The 16002-nt window shown below is 63.7% G+C and carries 18 protein-coding genes; 6 read left to right on the top strand and 12 right to left on the bottom strand.

The genetic code is table 11. From position 1 onward, the window contains the following. Positions 1 to 5: 5 nt before the first annotated feature. Positions 6 to 695 carry a TetR/AcrR family transcriptional regulator gene (locus ACFC0O_RS13625; protein ID WP_375957261.1) on the bottom strand — a complete coding sequence of 230 codons (690 nt, stop codon included), beginning with the start codon at positions 693 to 695 and terminating at the stop codon, positions 6 to 8. A gap of 94 nt (positions 696 to 789) precedes the next feature. Between ACFC0O_RS13625 and ACFC0O_RS13620 the strand changes: the two genes are divergently transcribed. The 3 genes from ACFC0O_RS13620 to ACFC0O_RS13610 are packed head-to-tail and all read left to right on the top strand — an operon-like array spanning position 790 to position 3404. Beyond that, positions 790 to 1974 (top strand): serine hydrolase domain-containing protein, encoded by a 1185-nt coding sequence (locus tag ACFC0O_RS13620; RefSeq protein WP_375957258.1) that lies wholly within the window; start codon positions 790 to 792, stop codon positions 1972 to 1974. Positions 1975 to 1980: 6 nt separating this feature from the next. Further along, positions 1981 to 2814: a PucR family transcriptional regulator gene (locus tag ACFC0O_RS13615; RefSeq protein WP_375957255.1), complete on the top strand. Its 834-nt coding sequence runs from the start codon at positions 1981 to 1983 to the stop codon at positions 2812 to 2814. Further along, positions 2811 to 3404, top strand: a complete 594-nt coding sequence (locus ACFC0O_RS13610) for a hypothetical protein (RefSeq protein ID WP_375957252.1) — start codon at positions 2811 to 2813, stop codon at positions 3402 to 3404. Before ACFC0O_RS13615 ends, ACFC0O_RS13610 begins: the two co-directional genes overlap by 4 nt. A 78-nt stretch (positions 3405 to 3482) precedes the next feature. Here the strand turns inward: ACFC0O_RS13610 and ACFC0O_RS13605 are convergent, their stop codons facing one another. From ACFC0O_RS13605 to ACFC0O_RS13585, 5 genes are all read right to left on the bottom strand, one after another. After that, positions 3483 to 3860: a pyridoxamine 5'-phosphate oxidase family protein gene (locus ACFC0O_RS13605; RefSeq protein ID WP_375957250.1), complete on the bottom strand. Its 378-nt coding sequence runs from the start codon at positions 3858 to 3860 to the stop codon at positions 3483 to 3485. A gap of 234 nt (positions 3861 to 4094) precedes the next feature. Further along, the gene (locus ACFC0O_RS13600; RefSeq protein WP_375957248.1) at positions 4095 to 5486 is read right to left on the bottom strand and encodes an FAD-dependent oxidoreductase; all 1392 of its coding nucleotides are present in this window, start codon (positions 5484 to 5486) and stop codon (positions 4095 to 4097) included. A 13-nt stretch (positions 5487 to 5499) separates the two neighbouring features. Continuing rightward, positions 5500 to 6387, bottom strand: coding sequence for a diiron oxygenase (locus ACFC0O_RS13595; protein WP_375957245.1), 888 nt, complete (start codon positions 6385 to 6387; stop codon positions 5500 to 5502). A gap of 828 nt (positions 6388 to 7215) precedes the next feature. Continuing rightward, entirely contained in the window at positions 7216 to 7365 is a 150-nt protein-coding gene (locus ACFC0O_RS13590; RefSeq protein ID WP_375957241.1) for a hypothetical protein, read from the bottom strand. Between the two features lie 159 nt (positions 7366 to 7524). Beyond that, a complete protein-coding gene (locus ACFC0O_RS13585) occupies positions 7525 to 8127 on the bottom strand; it encodes a TetR/AcrR family transcriptional regulator (RefSeq protein WP_375957239.1) in 603 nt (200 codons plus the stop codon). A gap of 192 nt (positions 8128 to 8319) precedes the next feature. Here ACFC0O_RS13585 and ACFC0O_RS13580 point away from each other — a divergent pair, with 192 nt between their 5' ends. Continuing rightward, positions 8320 to 9735 carry an FAD-binding oxidoreductase gene (locus ACFC0O_RS13580; RefSeq protein WP_375957236.1) on the top strand — a complete coding sequence of 472 codons (1416 nt, stop codon included), beginning with the start codon at positions 8320 to 8322 and terminating at the stop codon, positions 9733 to 9735. 62 nt (positions 9736 to 9797) lie between these two features. Here ACFC0O_RS13580 and ACFC0O_RS13575 read toward each other — a convergent pair whose 3' ends face one another. After that, positions 9798 to 10229, bottom strand: coding sequence for a winged helix-turn-helix transcriptional regulator (locus tag ACFC0O_RS13575; RefSeq protein WP_375957233.1), 432 nt, complete (start codon positions 10227 to 10229; stop codon positions 9798 to 9800). Positions 10230 to 10446: 217 nt separating this feature from the next. Here ACFC0O_RS13575 and ACFC0O_RS13570 point away from each other — a divergent pair, with 217 nt between their 5' ends. Both ACFC0O_RS13570 and ACFC0O_RS13565 read left to right on the top strand, forming a co-directional pair. After that, the gene (locus ACFC0O_RS13570) at positions 10447 to 11073 is read left to right on the top strand and encodes an FMN-dependent NADH-azoreductase (RefSeq protein ID WP_375957230.1); all 627 of its coding nucleotides are present in this window, start codon (positions 10447 to 10449) and stop codon (positions 11071 to 11073) included. A 584-nt stretch (positions 11074 to 11657) separates the two neighbouring features. Beyond that, a complete protein-coding gene (locus ACFC0O_RS13565; protein WP_375957227.1) occupies positions 11658 to 12152 on the top strand; it encodes a DUF6461 domain-containing protein in 495 nt (164 codons plus the stop codon). Between the two features lie 138 nt (positions 12153 to 12290). Here ACFC0O_RS13565 and ACFC0O_RS13560 read toward each other — a convergent pair whose 3' ends face one another. The 5 genes from ACFC0O_RS13560 to ACFC0O_RS13540 all read right to left on the bottom strand — a co-directional run bounded on the left by ACFC0O_RS13560 (position 12291) and on the right by ACFC0O_RS13540 (position 15987). After that, the gene (locus ACFC0O_RS13560; protein ID WP_375957224.1) at positions 12291 to 12857 is read right to left on the bottom strand and encodes a hypothetical protein; all 567 of its coding nucleotides are present in this window, start codon (positions 12855 to 12857) and stop codon (positions 12291 to 12293) included. 39 nt (positions 12858 to 12896) lie between these two features. Beyond that, entirely contained in the window at positions 12897 to 13484 is a 588-nt protein-coding gene (locus ACFC0O_RS13555) for a hypothetical protein (protein WP_375957222.1), read from the bottom strand. A gap of 173 nt (positions 13485 to 13657) precedes the next feature. Further along, positions 13658 to 13939, bottom strand: a complete 282-nt coding sequence (locus ACFC0O_RS13550) for a hypothetical protein (protein WP_375957219.1) — start codon at positions 13937 to 13939, stop codon at positions 13658 to 13660. A 208-nt stretch (positions 13940 to 14147) separates the two neighbouring features. After that, on the bottom strand, positions 14148 to 15122 hold the full coding sequence (locus ACFC0O_RS13545) for a hypothetical protein (protein WP_375957217.1): 975 nt from the start codon (positions 15120 to 15122) through the stop codon (positions 14148 to 14150). 250 nt (positions 15123 to 15372) lie between these two features. Beyond that, on the bottom strand, positions 15373 to 15987 hold the full coding sequence (locus ACFC0O_RS13540; RefSeq protein ID WP_375957215.1) for an NAD(P)-dependent oxidoreductase: 615 nt from the start codon (positions 15985 to 15987) through the stop codon (positions 15373 to 15375). Positions 15988 to 16002: the final 15 nt, after the last annotated feature.

Genomic DNA, 16002 nt, shown 5'->3' with positions numbered 1-16002 from the left:
GGAGTCTAGGAGGCGCGCTGGACGCGCAGTTCGATGGCATCGAGCAGCATTTCGAGGGCGAACTCGAATTGGTCTTCCTGCTCCACGTCCGCCAGATGCGATGACACCGCCGCGATGCTGGGGTAGCGATCAGCGGGCAACGCGGCATATTCGCGGCTCCAGGCGGTGCGATCACCTTCGAGGTCGTCCCCGGGGACGGTGAGCAGCACCGCCTCGAAGGCGGAGTAGGCCAAGGCGACCTCGACCAGAGCGCGATAGGTGGACGCGGCAGCGCGCCCATGGAGTCCTGCCTGCAGCAACGCGCCGATCACGATTTCCGCGCCAGCGAATTCCGCGTCGCGCCGAGAGGTGCGCCCTGCCACGACCACGGCCACCTGCGGGTGGTGATGGCAGGCGAGTCGTACGCGCCCGGCCAGATCACGCAGGGTCTGGCGCCAGTCCGACGATGGCGCGAGCCCGTCCAGGGCCGTGGCGATCAGCTTGTTGGCCAGCGCCAACAGCAGTTCGTCCTTGTTGCGGAAGTGCCGCAGGATCGCGGTGTGGTCGACCCCCAGTTCGGTTCCGAGCTGGCGGAATGTCAGTGCGTCAGCTCCGTCGCGCTCCATCACCGTCATCGCGGCGTCCACGATCAGTTCCGGGGTCAGATACCCCAGTGAGCGACGGCGGCGTGGCGCGGCGGAAGCGGAGGGTTTCACCCGCTCAGAATACTCACAGCAATTAAGAACCACCGTTGACACCACTGTTGTTTAGTGATTCGATCTCGGCACCTGTTGAAGAACGGAAGTACCGATGCTCAAACGAACCCTCTCCGCCGCAGCCTGTTTGGCCGCCGTGGTCATCGTCGCCGTCAGTGGTTCAGCTGCCGCCGACACGGGCGCGCTGCCATTGCCGCTGTTGCCGCATGTGCCCTTCTACCCGACGACGACGATCTCCCCGTCGTCCAACCCGGTCGCGTTGACCGGGTCCGGAAAGCCGATCACCGCGACCTACACCTACAACGGCAAGCAGCGCACTCTCGCGGACTACCTCGATCGCAGTTCCGCACGGAGTTACGTTGTGGTGCAAAACGATTCGATCGTGGACGAGCGGTATTTCTTCGGGTACTCGGCCACCAGCCGCTTCAATTCGTGGTCTGTCGGCAAGTCCATCACCGCCACCGCGGTCGGTATCGCGATCTCCGAAGGCAAGATCGCCTCGGTGCAGGATCCGGTCACCAAATACGTCACCGAGCTGAAGGGCACCGGCTACGACGGCGTGAGCATCCGCGACATCCTGCACATGTCTTCGGGTCACCAGTACGACGAAACCGAGTACACCAACCCGACCAAGGGCTCGACCGCGACCACGATCCGGATGGTCGTGGGAACCTCGCTGATCGACCAGGCCAAGGAAGCCAAGAAGGACTTCCAGCCCGGCTCGCGGTGGAATTACGACTCGATGAACACATTCGTGCTGGGCTGGTTGGTCTCCAAGGCCACCGGCCAGTCGCTCGCAACGTATGTGCAGGACAAGATTTGGCAGCCTGCCGGGATGCAGACCTCCGCGCTGGTGGGCAAGGACTACAAGGGCAGCACGATCGCCTACTGCTGCTATCACGCGACCGCTCGTGATTTCGCCCGTTTCGGTCTGCTGTATTTGCACAACGGCAAAGTCGGTGACCGTCAGGTGGTTCCGCAGCAGTGGGTCCAGGACTCCACCCACAGCAGCGAAGCGTACTTGCAGCCGCACCAGCTCATGCCCAGCAAGCCCAGCTCGTCGGAAAACACCTACGGCTACGGCTACCAGTGGTGGCTCGGCGACGGTGATCGTGGCGACTTCCTCGCGATCGGCATCTTGGGCCAGTACATCTACGTCTCGCCCAAGGACAATGTCGTGATCGTCAAGACGAGCGAGGACCTCAACTCCGAGGAAAACATGGGCGAGGCCATCTACGCATTCCGGGCCACGGTAGACGCCCTGCCAACCCATCACTGACATCACATGCCCAACAAGCCGCCTGAAATCGCTTGCGCCTCTTGCCCCGGAGGCGCAAGCCTCAGCATGTCTCAAATCGCGCGGACGCTGTTGAGCGGAGGGGTGTGCGCTCAATCCAGAGCGCTCGGGATTCCGACCGAATCGGTCTACTTCGTGTTGGCCCTCGCACTGAACGACCGCACCTCGATGCCGCGACGCGCCCGCTCTGCGGTGGACCCGACCGACCGGATCGCGCGGTTGCAGACAAGCCTGGACGCTCATTTCGAGCATCCAGTGCCGACGATTATCGGCGCCCGTGGTGGCACCGTGCTGATCCCAGCACAGGCCGACACCGACCAGCGCATCACCACACTCGCTCCAGCACTGGGCTTCTCGATGACCGACACACTCATCACCATCACCGCCATCGAGGCCTCGAGCGAGGATCTACCCCATGCCGCGGGTTTCGCGCACGAACTGCTCGAACTGGCCTTACGGCTGGGCAAACCGCCCCGACTGTATCGATTCGGTGATCTGGCACTCGAATACCAACTCACCCGACCCGGCCCGGCCCGGCGGCATCTGGCGAACATGCTCGAGCCCCTGCACCCCTTCCCGGATCTGATCCAGACACTGCGTGTCCACCTGGGCAACGGTCTCAATCGCCGAGACACCGCACGCAGCTTGCACATCCACGCCAACACCATCGACTACCGGATGAAACGGATATGCCAGCTCACCGGGCTAGACGAAATCGGTACCCCGGATATCTGGCGGTTGTACACCGCCTACGTCGCTCACCTCTACGAGCACCGTGACGACTCCACACCGGCAGCTCGATCGACCGTGTCGGGCGCATGATCACGGTGCCGGACCCAGACACATGCGCACGACGGCATCCGGAGACGAGATCAGGACATCCGATCATGACGACAGCCTCCTGCGAAGACGAACCGAGCATCGAACGGCCCGATGTGCACTCGGCGACAACGCCCGCGGCCGAACTCGCTGCCGCCCACGTGACGCGATCGATCCAAACTCACAGGGACCGAATCGAATCCGATGTGCTCGCGAAGCACCCGCGCGCCACGCAACGTTTTCCCCAATCGCCGATCCGACACCGTTCTGTGCGAGAATTGCTGCCCGAAAGTGGACGGCGGACCGTGACGAAAGCGGTGTCGGCGGCCTTTCAACTCGCGATGGCGGCCGGGCTGCACAGCCAGTTGGGCACGATCGCGATGAGTTCCAGATTCCCAGACGCGGTAGCGTGCGGTGCCACGATCAACCTCTTGGTACTGGTGGCGGCCGCCGTGGCGATGGCGGTCAGCGCTGTGCGAGGACACCAGGGTCACCGTCCGGCCGCGCGCAGCGCCTGGGATCTGTCGTTGCTGCTGCAGACCGCCGGAGCCGTCTCGTTGTGGGTCACGCTGGTGTGCGCCGGCACAACCTGAGACCTGCGAGCGGATGATGTGCGACCGGCTGCGCCAAAACGAGAGCCTGAAAAACCGCCCCGGGAGCGCCTCATCGCGTCATCGGCGAGAGCGAAGGTACTCGATACCGGTGATGATTTCGGGATGGATCCTGAGGATCTGGGTGCGCGGGTCGGGTAGATCCGTGCGCAGTAATCGCTGGTAGCGGGCGCGTTCTTCTGGATCGGTGACTTTCTCGGCGACACCGGTGATGATTACGCACCAGCCGGTGTGCGTGTGATGGTCGATGGTGTCGGCCTGATAGGCCACCATGTGGTGGTCGACCGCGACCGAAGTACTGGGATCGGCGCGAATCACAACCATGGTGCCATCGATGACGTGAGTGACCGGTCGAATCATCGGACGTGCAGAGCGCGTGAATACCACTCTGCCGAAACGGATCTCAGTGAGCAGCAGCAACGCCTTGGCGCTCGACAATTCCCTCAATGTGAGACCGGGGTGTGTCGTCGATCCGTCCTTGTCCGGTGCAATCGCGCCCACGACGGTGGCGGCCCTGCGGCGGCGCACCAGGTCGCGGTGACGATGGGCAGACCCCGGCGGCCGCAGCGGCCGCCACGGTCGTACGCCGCGGCCAGAAGGGCGGCAAAACGTATTGTGCACCTCGAGTTCCCCGCTTCCCGAATGTCTGGCTGTGGAGGCCACATGATGTCGTCATTCGCGAGCGATGCTGTGCCCCAAAAGATTTGCTCTGTCACGGATGATCTGATCGACTGTTTGTGCCGCGCATCGGCGGTTATCTCCCACCCCTCCGGTAGCGCCGCGCTTGGCCCACCCGACCGCGTACAACCCCTCGATCGGAGCCCCGGTATCGGGCGCGACGACCCGGCCTCGCTCATCGGCGAGAGCGCCGTTGGGATGCACCATGATTCCGGGCAGTGGTGCGCTGGTGAACCCCGCTGCGATGACTATCGAGTCAACGACATACGTCCCCGCCGCAGTCGCAACACGTGCACGGCCACCGGCAGGACAGATTTCGGTGACTTCGTTGCCGAAGCTCATATGTACCGACAGCTGCGCGGTCCCGGGCGCCACGGCGCTGTGGGCCCGCTCGGTCAGCAGTCGCTGTAAGGGATCGGCGTGCTTGTGCACGATATCGATGCCAGCGGTGTCGATGGTGAGCGCGATGTCCGATTCGGTCAGCTCGTAGAGAGCGGAGAAGGTGAATGAGGGGTGCAGCACCGACGATCTCGTGAACACGATCAGCCGACGAACCGACAGCCCGCCCGTGGTAGTCACCCGGTTTCTCGCGATGGCCAGGGCCACGTCGATCGCGACGTTGCCACCGCCCGCGATCGCGACCGTCGGGCCAGCGAGGATCCGCGCGGTGCCGCCGCCGACAGATGACGCGTTCACCTGCTCCAGCAGAGGCAGCGCGTGATGGATGACGGGCGGGGCGGACGTGGCAAGCTGTCGTGGGACCGCGGCGCCGGTGGCCAGCACCACCGCATCGAACCGTCGTCGAAGATCCGCGATCGACACCTCGGCACCGACACGGATGCCCAGGCGGGTGCGCACCCGCGGATCGGCGAACGGGACGTCGAACATGCGACTCATCGAACGGATACCCACGTTGTCCGGCGATACCGCTGTCCGGAGCAGACCGCCGACCTCGCGCTCCTGCTCGAAGACCGTGATCTGGACCGTGCTCGACCGTCGCAGCAACTCGCGCACCGTGTACATCGCTGCGCTGCCCGCACCGATCATCGCCACGCGAAACGGGGCGTCCGACCTCGGCAACGCATGGGGGATGTCGGGACGCCCCGGCTGGTCGAAAAAGCTTGGGGCAGAGAGTGCTTGGAAGTATTCGCTGCTGCGCTGCGAATACTCGTGCTCGGCGTCGGTCAAGGCGGTCGCGGGTTTGATCGCTCCGGCCGGGCACGCATCCGCGCACGCGGAGCAGTCGATACAAGAGTCGGGATCGATGTAGAGGTGCTCGACGGTCGCGAACTCCGGTTGCGACGGGGTGGGACGGATACAGTTCTGGGGGCACACCTGCACACAGGTGGCGTCCTTGCAGCAGTGCCCCAGGATCACGAAAGTCATTGGCCCACACCGTTCACAGCAGGTTCGACATGCGATAGATCGCACGCGCGGGTGTATTCAGCAGCTGTTCTCCGGCCAGGAACTCGGTGAATGGTTCGGCAGCGCGCCGGAACATCATCCGATGGTGTTCGTTGTGGTCGATCGCGTGTTTGGCCGCCTGCCACGGCATGCCGGCACCTTCGTACACGCGCTGATTGATCAGCCCTTTGGCGATGATGTGCGCACCGATCGCGATCGCGATCGCACTGATATACCGGCGCACACGAGAGACCGCGGCCAGGTGGTCTCGAATCTTTTGCCGCGCGAAGCTCATGTGCCGCGATTCCTCGACCACGTGGACGTAGGAGCTGCGGCGCACCGCCAGCGCGACTCTCTCGTCCGCGGCCCAATCGCGCTGCATCACGTCGAAGATTTCCTCACCGGCAAGCACGATGGCGTAAGCCACCTCGCCCCAGGCGAACGTACGGAACAACCAACCCGCCGCTTTCATGGAGCGATCCAACCTGCAATGTCGTTGCCCGAGTTGCTCAATGGCCTGCGCGAACATCAACGAATGCAGGTTCTCGTCCGCGCATTCGTTGAACAGGAACTTCACCTCCGATCGGGTCGGATCGGCACTGTGGTTGCGTCGCAGCAGCACGATCTGCAGCGCGACTTCGAGCCAGATCGCGACACCGAGAAAGTGCGCGACCTCGCGCTTGGTGAGTTCCTGGCGGTCCTGCTCGCTCAGGTCCGCCCATATGCTCGTCTCGAACAGCGGTGACCACTCCGGAGTCATCCCGTAGCTGCATCCCTCGAGTGCGTCGTCGGCGGCGCCGATCTCCCGCAGATCGAACGACAGGCGCTGAGCAGAAGTCAGAAGGGCGTCGAAAAACGGAGCCGAGTGGTCGGGCATAGTCATGTCTTCTCCAATAACGAGGCCGACAACCGTCGAGTGGGGTGTTGGTTTGTCGGCTCGCATGTCGATCAAAGGTGGAACAGGGAAAATCGGGGCGCACGCGGCTAGGGGCCGCGAAGGCCCTATCGGTGGGGTGGGTCGGGTTCGCGCTGACTGGATATGGCGAGAAGTGGGCAAGCTTGCCGATCACATCCGGCTGTGGCGAGCGGAGACGTCGCGTCGTTCGAGCATCCGATCTCCGTTCGTCGTGTGCAGGAATGCAACCACCCAAAACCAGTGGTGTCAACAGTGTTGTTACCGGCGGTCCGATACGCCTGCTCGATATCGGACGGTATAGAAACCACGGGAGAATTCTTGCCCCCGTGCGGATTTCGGTCGCACGTATGCTTCGTTGTCACGTCACCGACATGACCGTCCAGCACGTCGCCGCAGGTAGTAGCCGCGGAAGGTGGGGCGTGATCCGCCGCGACAGAACTCGACATCACCCAGCCCAGAGATGCCGGCAGCAGTATCAAGACCTGTCGCTCACAACACGCCGAAATGAAAGGTTGACATGATGAAGCCCAAAGTAACTACACTGCAACGGTTTACATGATCGCGACTACGCAAAGTTCGGCAAAGCGGAATCCTTCACCAACGTTGAAATCTGCCAGCGCGTTGAGCTTTCGACATCCGACGAGTCGGGATGACCTGGCGGGGATCGAACACCGTCCGTCGTGCGCTCTCCACGAAAAATTCCGCCGTGCCGGACGGCCTCTCGGTGTTGGTTGCCTCGTCGCGTAAATGAACTGCCACGCACCGAAATCGGCGTGTGTGCGGGTGGTTGAGATGTCATGTGGCAGAGGCCATGTAGGCGGCCAGGATGTAGTTCGGGTGCCGGTCGAGGTTGGTGCGGGCGCGGGCGTAGCGCATCGTGGTGCGTGGATCGGCGTGCCGGGCGGCGATTTGGACATCGCGCAGGTCCACGCCTTCGTCGAGCAAGGATCCTGATGTCCTGTCGTTGGCTCGTCTCCTACCGTCTGCGCACCGGCGCTGTACTGCGCTGTAATCGGCAGAAGAGTGCGTTCGGCCGGTTCGCCCAACTCCTCCTATCTGAGTTAGGCACTGGGGAGTGTCAGTGTCGGTCGAGCGCCAGCTTTTTCACGACGGTGCGACAAAAGTGGCGACGAACATGGCGGTGAGCTGTTCGGTCAGTCGTTTGCTCGACCAGCGTCGTTGGTGAGCGAGGCGGTCGAGCAGGTCGAGCGACATGAGCGACCAGAGCAGGTCGGTCGCGGTGTCGACGGATAGGTGCGGGGCGAGCATCCCCTCCCGTGCCAGCCGTTCGACGACGCGGCGGCTGCCTTTGAGCCAGTTCCCCTGGGTGATTCGCCACAAGTCTGCCGCATCCGAGTCGGCGTGCTGGGCTTGTTCCACGGCGCGCAGCACCGCGAGGATTCGCAGGTGTGATCGCACCAGGTGGGCGACCCATTCATGGAGACCCGACACGGCGTCAGGAGTGTCCCACACCGCTTGAAGCGATTGCGCGAGGTTCTCGGTTTCGCCGAGGCTGCGGTAGAGCGCCGTGACGAGTTCGGTCCGTGATGCGAAATGCAGGTAGACGGCCCGGCGGGTGACGCCTGCGCGCTCGGCGACGGCCGCCATGGTCAAGGCGGGCATGCCGTCGTTCTCGATGATGTCGCGGGTCGCGGCCAACAGAGCGTCGACCGTGCGGCGGCCTCTGGCGTTCTGCGGGTCGGTCAAGTCTGTCTCCCGATGGTCGTGCGATGCGGTGTGAGCGCGTGCAGGATCTGCACATCGTGTGTAGTTTAGTTTCTACACAGAGTGTGTAGTTCGGGGAGGTGTCATGTTCGCTGTAATTTCGCCGATTGCCCGCGGTCGGACTCGGGCCTTGACGGAGACCGCCGTCAGGGAACACGGTGGGGCGGTGGGGAATTGAGCAGGGGGATCAGTCGCCGAACGTTCATCGGCGCGGCGGGAGCGGGCGTCGTCGGCGCGGCCGCCTGGGCGATCGGCGATCTCGCCACGACACGCACGTCGACAGCGGCCGGCGATAATCTGCGCGCGATCGTGCGGGGCCCGGTGTCGCTGCCGGGAGATCCGGGGTTCGAAGCGGCGAGCCAACCATGGAGTACCGCTGTCACGCAACGAGTGCGGGCTCTGGTGGAGCTCGCCGACGCAGACGATGCCGCCGCGCTGGTGCGGTACGCCCGCAGCGCCGGACTGTCGCTGACCGTCCAGCCCAACGGGCACGGTGCCAGCGACGATCTCAACGGCGTAATCCTGGTGCGCACAAGCAAACTCGACGCGGTGCGGGTGGACACCGCCGCGCGCACCGCACGGGTCGGCGCGGGCGTCTCATGGGGTCGAGTGCTCGCCGAGGCGGGACCGCATGGATTGACCGGGCTAGCGGGCAGTTCGGCGGCGGTCAACGTTACGGGGTTCTCCCTCGGCGGCGGATTGAGTTGGTTCGGGCGCAAATTCGGGTGGGCCGCCGACAGCGTCACCGCTTTCGACATCGTCGACGCCGACGGTCGCCCCGGCCGGGTCACCGCGACCTCCGACTCGGATCTGTTCTGGGCCATGCGCGGCGGTGGTGGCGACTTCGCCCTCGTCACCGCGGTCGAGTTCGATCTGCACCCGGCCCCAACGGTTTTCGGCGGCAGAATGTTGTGGCCCGGGACCGTCGCGCCCGCGGTCATGACGGCGTTCCGGGAGGTGACCGCGCAGGCACCCGACGAATTATCGGTGTGGTTCCAGCTGATTCAGCTCCCTGGCTCGTCCACCACGCTCACCACCGTTCTCGTCACCTATCTGGGCGACGAGGCAGGCGGGCGGGCGTTGCTTTCTCGGTTCGACGCGATTCCGGGCAGGCTTCAAGACACCCGCCGCATGACGCCGATCGCCGAGCTCGGCGAGATCGCTTCCGAGCCAATCGATCCCAGTCCCGAAATATTGGCTTCGGAGTTGCTGACCGGCATCGACGATCACACCGCCGAACTGCTGCTGGAACCGATCACACCGCTGCTCGGGATGGAGATCCGGCACCTCGGCGGCGCGTTCGCCAAACCATCCGACAGCGCGGCCGGACAGATGACGGCGCCCTACTGCCTCATCGCGATCGGGATCGTCCCCACGCCGGAATCCAGGGCGGCGTTCGAGTCCCGGCGGCAGCAGTACCGCGACGCTCTGCGCCCGGTCCTGGCCGACCGCGCCCCATTCACGTTTCTCACGCCGGGCGACAGCACGGCACGCGCTTTCCCGCCCGACACGTTGACACGCTTGCACGCAACCAAACGCAGTCACGACCCCCATGCGGTTATCCGCGCCAATCACCCAGTTCTGGGCTGACTGCCATGCAGCAGGTCAACCATTTCGAACTCGCGTGCACGGCGTCCCCGCATCGATGTCGGCTACGACCTCGACCGCACCCGTGAGCGCGGGGCGCCGGCACGGGCGCGGTTGACTTGGATCTCGTCGTGGTGGTCGGCGGCCCAGCCGATGAGCTGCATGACGATCTCGTGCAACCCCACCCCGAGCGGGGCGAGGGCATATTCCACCCGAGGTGGAACTTCGGCGTAGGCGGCCCGCGTGATCAGGCCGTCCTGCTGCAGTTGTTGCAGGGTGTGGGTGAGCATCCGCTGGGAGATGCCGGGGATCTGACGCTGCAGGTCGGTGTAGCGCAAGGGGCCGTCCTGCAGCACCGCGACGATCAGCATGCTCCATTTGTCGCCGACCCTGTCGAGCACCTGCCGGATGAAGGCCATGTGGTCGGCGGGGATCCCCGCGCACGGCCCGCTCGCGGCCGCCATCTCGATCTCGGTGTTGTCCTGCATGGCACCCATCTCTCTCCGTCACGCACACCGAGGTGCCTTTTGTACCGCCTCCAATACTGGCGCATTATGGCGCTACGAACAAATCGTATGAATTGCAGTTAGAGCGATGAAATTGGAGATCTGGGGCGGAAGTCACCCGCCCCGTTACGGGCTCGGCGCGGTCATGGCTTCCCAACTCCCTCTCGCATCCCGATCCTCGCAGTCCGTTCCCCGGAAAGGCACACTCATGACACACCTGCTGCACATCGACTCGTCCTCGCTCGGTGCGGGATCCGTCTCCCGCGAGGTTGCGCAGTCCTTTCTCGACCAGTGGCAGGGCACCATCGTCCATCGCGACCTCGCCGCCACCCCTGTGCCACACCTGAGCGCCGCGGGCATCACCGCGCGCCTCACCGACCCCGCCCACTACTCCCCCGAGCAGGCCGCGGCCGCCGCGATACAGGACGAGTTGATCGAAGAATTCCTCAACGCAAGCGCGTACCTGTTCACCGTGCCGATGTACAACCTCACGATGCCGTCGGCATTCAAGGCATGGCTGGATCAGATCATCGTCGTCGACCGCACCTTCAACCCCACCGGCGCCTCACCCGTCGCGGGCCGGTCGGCCGTGCTGATCTCCGCGCGTGGCGGCGGTTACGGCCCCGGTACCCCGAACGAAGGGCTCGACTTCGTAGTGCCCACGCTCGAGGCGGTGCTCGGGCGGCTCCTGGGACTGGAGGTGATCACGGTAATCCCCGAGCTCACCATGGCTCCCCACACCCCGTCATTGACCCCGCTGCTCGCTCTGCACGAGGCTTCCATGGCCGACGCCCACGAACGAGCACGTGGCCTCGCCGTAGCCGTCGCCGCATAACGCCCTAGCCGAAACAGTCTCGACGACAGACCCGCTCGCACTCGGGCGACGGCGATCCGCAGCCGTACGGCGCTCTGCCCGTTGATCTTCCGACGCTCCGCGCTGACGGGTTGGGTCAGCGCGGTCAGCGGCAGATTAGTACGTTCGACTGGAAGCCTGCCTGCTACCAGATGATCACGCCCCCACTTACGCCCAATGCTCGGCCAGCTGCGATCTCGATATTCGCCAGGCGGTCCAAGATTCCGAGCGCATGGTGCGCGAAGAATGTTTCCTCGGGATCGTGTGGAACGACCCGCACCAGCCACTCGCGAACCATTCGACACTCCCGCAGAAGCGCTGCGATCTCGTCGGGCATGACGACCAAAGCCGCACGCGGCCTGGAGACATCGGTAAGGACGGGAGGGAACCGGGCGTCCAGCGAACGCATGGTAGTTCAGTGCGTCCGCTGTTCGCCGCAGCAGCGTCTCGAACCGATCGATCAGCGACTACTTCAGGGTGTGGTGGTGCGTCCGTCTTGCGGTGTCGGACGTTCCCGATACGGTTCTGCTCGCTGTTGATCGCGTTGGGCGTGAGTGAGGTTCGGCATGGGCTGGAAAGTCAATGGATTGATCGTCGAAGGGACTGTGGATGCGGCTCGTCTTCCAGGTCGCCCACATGAGACAGGTGAGACCGTCGCTATAGATGGTGTGTACGAGCGTCACTGCGACTATGGCATTGCCGTGGTCGGCGGATGGACCTTCATCGCAGATCCCGAATTCCTGGTGAGCTTCAACGATGAAGCAGCGCAGGCGCTTTCAGTCGGTGGTCGAGCATTGGCGTGGGTGACCAACAGCGTCGCGTCGCTGCACGGGTTCGCTTGGTACGTCGATGGCGTGGCAATACGTCGAATAATGTACGCGGAAGGAGCAATCGCCGACGAGAGCGGGGAACCTCTTCCCGCGGAAGCCTTGGTGCCAGAACCCGGAGATGAGGACTACGTCTTCGAGATGATGGCGCGGCTGACGGGGCAAGGGTGGGGTGAGGGAGCCGACGCCGACTACCGCGTCTGGAGCTGTTCCGAGCAACGGGCATCCCACTGAGGCGGTGTCCAGGGAGCGAGGCGCGCTCATCGACACGCGCGTTGGGAAGCTGCTGTCGGTCAACGCTTTTGGACAGTAGATCAACGCGTCGGTCGCGACAGTTCCGTGCGTTCGGGGGTGAACCGAGCACCGTTCCGGTTAGGAACGACCGGCCTCGTTCAGCAGTTCTATGGCGTGCTTGATCTCCGGCATATCGGGAACCCTTGCTACATAACCACACTGGCGAATGTGCTGTAGAAAGCTCGTCTGCACGGGCACACCGTACTCGAGAAGGTAGTAGCCGATCGCTTGGGGCCACATCCATGTTCCATCGGTTCGAAAATGCATCGGAACAGCTCTGCCCCGGTTCGGATCCATGAGATCGATAGATTTTCTACGCGTCATCATGACCATTCCGCCGCCATCGAAGAACTGTTGAATCCTTTGTCGCTCTTGCGGATCCGGCACGCTCGTCCACTCAGTGGAGATAATAGGCTTGCCGAGCGGATCGATTCCGTCGAAGGTGCCAGCGAAGTTCATGGCGTCAATCCTGTCGTTCTTCTTGGTTTGCCGGTCGCAGCCGCGCTGGCGGAGGTCGACGTCCGGCAATCGCGCTACGATCGATCGCTTCCCACGCAGATCACTGGAGTCGAGCTGATCTGTGCCCGTTGAACTTCCGGCAGGCCACATGGCCGCTTGGAACAAGGCGCCATGCGGCGCGCTCATCTGGGATCGGTTGGCATGCGTCCTGGTGCGCCGGTGCAGCTATGTCGAGGCATTTGTCGCGTGGAATCGCGTTGGCACCGTGGATGATCGGAACAGATGGATCACACCCGTGTATACGTCGCAGTCGGCGATCTCGTCTTCTCGTCGACTGAATCGAACGAATGCCGAATCCACTGCAATGTCGACGACACCGCGGGGATCGATCGGGAATCGGTAGTCCTCCTCTCGGTCCGACCACTGGTGGAGATTCGCCTTGGGAAAGAGATAGAGCCCGGGCGGCTCGCGCCGATGGAGATGCTCCCTCAGGAAGTTGATCTCGGCACGAAGGGACTGCGGCGAAGGCAGTGTATCCATTCCCTCCAGAGGGAGAGCCAAACCGGCCACAACACCCGTCCGCTTCGACCAGTCCACACCGTCGCAGAGCGCGCGAAATGCGCTCGCGCTGTCCGCGAGCAACCGCGACGAGTCCGTCATGTGCTCAGTACTGAACCCGAATTCATCGATGTGCCGGGAAAACAGAGTGTGTTCTGCTTCGGCAGCAACCTGTGAAGCCCACCGTCTGATCGCATCTGGACCACGGTCCATTGAAAGAATCCGCCCGTCCTGCCCTGTCGCCGCGTGGATCATGCCATCGGCTGCGCGGACCCGCTACTCATTTTCGATCTGTCCAACCGCCCGCTGGGAAGCTGCTGTCGGCCAACCGGTTTGGACCGCCGACAGATGCGCGGGTCGCGGCAATTGAGTACGTTCCCTGATCGCCGCGGCCTCACCCTGCGGGATCGACGCGCTTCGATCTCGAATTACTGCCAGTCGAGGTCTATAGGTCGTTGGTGGCCGCAGTCGAGTTCGACACCGTTCCGGTCACGCACAGTGCTCTCAACCAACACCGCAACCGTGATGCCGTTATCGAGCCATGAGATCTCGAACGGCGGGGCACCGTTGTCCTGTTCAGAATCCCCGCCTTCGTCGAATTCGACGATGAAGACATCCCCTGGGCGCATCCAGTAGTCCCGTCCCCACGGTTCCAGCCAGACCGTAATTGTCTTCTCGACGAAGGGATTGGACAGCATGAGCTTGGGCATTGCCGCAGACTATGCCACCCACGCGAAAACAGGATGAGTACGCACACTGTCAGCCGTGAAATGCACTGCCCGTTGATCTTCCGACGCACCACGCTGGCCGGTTAGGTCAGCGCGCCATGCGGCAGTTGAGTACGTTCGTCTAGCGCGGTAGGCGACACCACAGTGGCTGCTGTGCTGCGGCGGTATCGAGCGCGGCAAGGGATTGGCGCTAGTGATCATGTGCGACGGGGATGTCCATGCGCCACAAGGGCAGCGTGCCGTTGCCGAATTTCCAGGTCGTCGCGGTGAGGTCTGTGGGAGATTCAATTCCGTACCGGCGCAGCATCGTTGCGATCCGTCGGGAGATCCTGACGCAGACCGTGTGTGCGTTCGATAGTGGGGTCTGCCACCAGTAGCCGCCGTCGTCATGTTCGGCGAGGGTCCAGCCTTCGGCGGTCATGTCACGCGCCTCGCTGTCGACGAAGGCGTGGGGAGGCGTGATCACCTCCAAAGTGCGGAAGTCCGCCTCGCTGATTTGCATGCTGAAACCAGCGGGTCCCGTGAACTCGACTACTGTGTCCCCACCAAGGCCGTGACGAATCATTCCCGCGAGATCTTCGGCGAATCGGTCCCAGTCGCTCATCGTTGTGCGTGCACCGACCATGTTGCGATCGTTCACCGGCCTGGCCTGCGTGGACCAGGTTCCGAGCCGGAGTACCCGGAGCCATCTGTCGGTCCGGTCATCGCGCAGGGTGACGAAGTCCGCCGCGGGTACCACGACCAGGCAGTAGGCATCGGACTCCGTAACTATCGAGACCAGCACGTATCCCTGTTCGTGGAGACATTCACCAGTTAGTTCGAGGAAGCGTTCGAGCTTCTCCTCGGACGGCCAATCCTCGCATTCTGCAAGGAAATTGGGGTGCCAATCCCAGGCCGCCTCGGTGGGGTACGAAGTCAGGTATTCCAGTCCGTCTCGGACCGACTGGATGTCCTCTTTCCAGTCGAACTGGGCAGCCATTCGGTGGTCACGAAGGGCGTAGATCAGCTCCAGTTCAGGGCCTTCGGCGGCGGTCCGGACCGCGGCGGACACTTCAGGAATGTTCGGAGCCACCAGTGCCGCGACGGCGAGCATGTCCTCCTGCACAGATTCGGTCGACTCCTCGTGGCGAGTCTGGCCACCGTTCACCGAACCCTGCTCGTTCACCTGGCATCCTTCGCTCGAAACGTGATCCTTCGCGTCGAGTTGTACTCGATGGCAACGACATTCAACCGTATCGGCCTGATATCCCCTAGCTCGGTGCACTCAACTCGGCAGTTCAGTGCGGTCGGCCCGGCCGAGATCGCCTCGGCGCGTTGATCTTCGGCGGTATCGGATGTGACACGGACCGAGGGTCTTCGACTCGCGCGCGCGGTGTGTGAGCGATCTGCAGGCGAGCCGCTCATGGGCCTTCGGGTCAGCGCGCGAGTGGAACAGCGATCCGGCCGGGGAATCGCGGGTTCTCCGCTTCGTCTAGCATCGCGGCGGCAACGGTGTCCCGGCTCACCATGAGTCGGAAGATGCTCTTGGGGGAGGCATCGAGCCCGACGGTGCGCCGGTCCGGGCTGATCGGTTTGTTCGACAGGGGTCCGGCGTGGAAAACCGTCCCGCCGGCTTCGGTGACCACTGCGTCGGACTGGACCTTGTCGGCGACCTCGGCACCGAGTCCCTTGAGGACCAGCCGGTTGAGCGCGCTTGCCACCGCGGCCGAGGGGCCGGTGCCATAAGCGCCCAGCCAAATGACGCGGGCCCCCGACGCCACTGCCGACCGGGCGCCTGCGGTCAGCACGCCCGGCTTCGCCCCCTTGGGCACACCCAGTCCGGACAGCACCAGTTCACTGCCTTCGAACGCGGAGTCGATCTCGGCAGTGTGGAACACGTCCGCGACGATCTTGGTCAGCCCCGGGACGTCCGGAACGGTGATCCGGTCCGGATTGCGGGCGATGGCCCTCACGGTGTGGCCACGTGCGAGTGCCTGCCGGGTGAGGGAGAGTCCGGTGGGGCCGGACGCGGCCAGAACGGTGAGCTGCATGAAATTCGACTCCTT

The organism is Nocardia sp. NPDC056100, assembly GCF_042266325.1.
Classification (GTDB): domain Bacteria; phylum Actinomycetota; class Actinomycetes; order Mycobacteriales; family Mycobacteriaceae; genus Nocardia.
This window is presented reverse-complemented; position numbering and strand designations above follow the sequence as displayed.

Coding starts and splice junctions, on each gene's coding strand:
- ACFC0O_RS13620 (WP_375957258.1), top strand. CDS start 790: ATGCTCAAACGAACCCTCTCCGCCGCAGCCTGTTTGGCCGCCGTGGTC.
- ACFC0O_RS13615 (WP_375957255.1), top strand. CDS start 1,981: ATGCCCAACAAGCCGCCTGAAATCGCTTGCGCCTCTTGCCCCGGAGGC.
- ACFC0O_RS13610 (WP_375957252.1), top strand. CDS start 2,811: ATGATCACGGTGCCGGACCCAGACACATGCGCACGACGGCATCCGGAG.
- ACFC0O_RS13600 (WP_375957248.1), bottom strand. CDS start 5,486: ATGACTTTCGTGATCCTGGGGCACTGCTGCAAGGACGCCACCTGTGTG.
- ACFC0O_RS13595 (WP_375957245.1), bottom strand. CDS start 6,387: ATGACTATGCCCGACCACTCGGCTCCGTTTTTCGACGCCCTTCTGACT.
- ACFC0O_RS13575 (WP_375957233.1), bottom strand. CDS start 10,229: ATGGGTGCCATGCAGGACAACACCGAGATCGAGATGGCGGCCGCGAGC.
- ACFC0O_RS13570 (WP_375957230.1), top strand. CDS start 10,447: ATGACACACCTGCTGCACATCGACTCGTCCTCGCTCGGTGCGGGATCC.
- ACFC0O_RS13565 (WP_375957227.1), top strand. CDS start 11,658: ATGGGCTGGAAAGTCAATGGATTGATCGTCGAAGGGACTGTGGATGCG.
- ACFC0O_RS13560 (WP_375957224.1), bottom strand. CDS start 12,857: ATGAGCGCGCCGCATGGCGCCTTGTTCCAAGCGGCCATGTGGCCTGCC.
- ACFC0O_RS13555 (WP_375957222.1), bottom strand. CDS start 13,484: ATGATCCACGCGGCGACAGGGCAGGACGGGCGGATTCTTTCAATGGAC.
- ACFC0O_RS13550 (WP_375957219.1), bottom strand. CDS start 13,939: ATGCCCAAGCTCATGCTGTCCAATCCCTTCGTCGAGAAGACAATTACG.
- ACFC0O_RS13540 (WP_375957215.1), bottom strand. CDS start 15,987: ATGCAGCTCACCGTTCTGGCCGCGTCCGGCCCCACCGGACTCTCCCTC.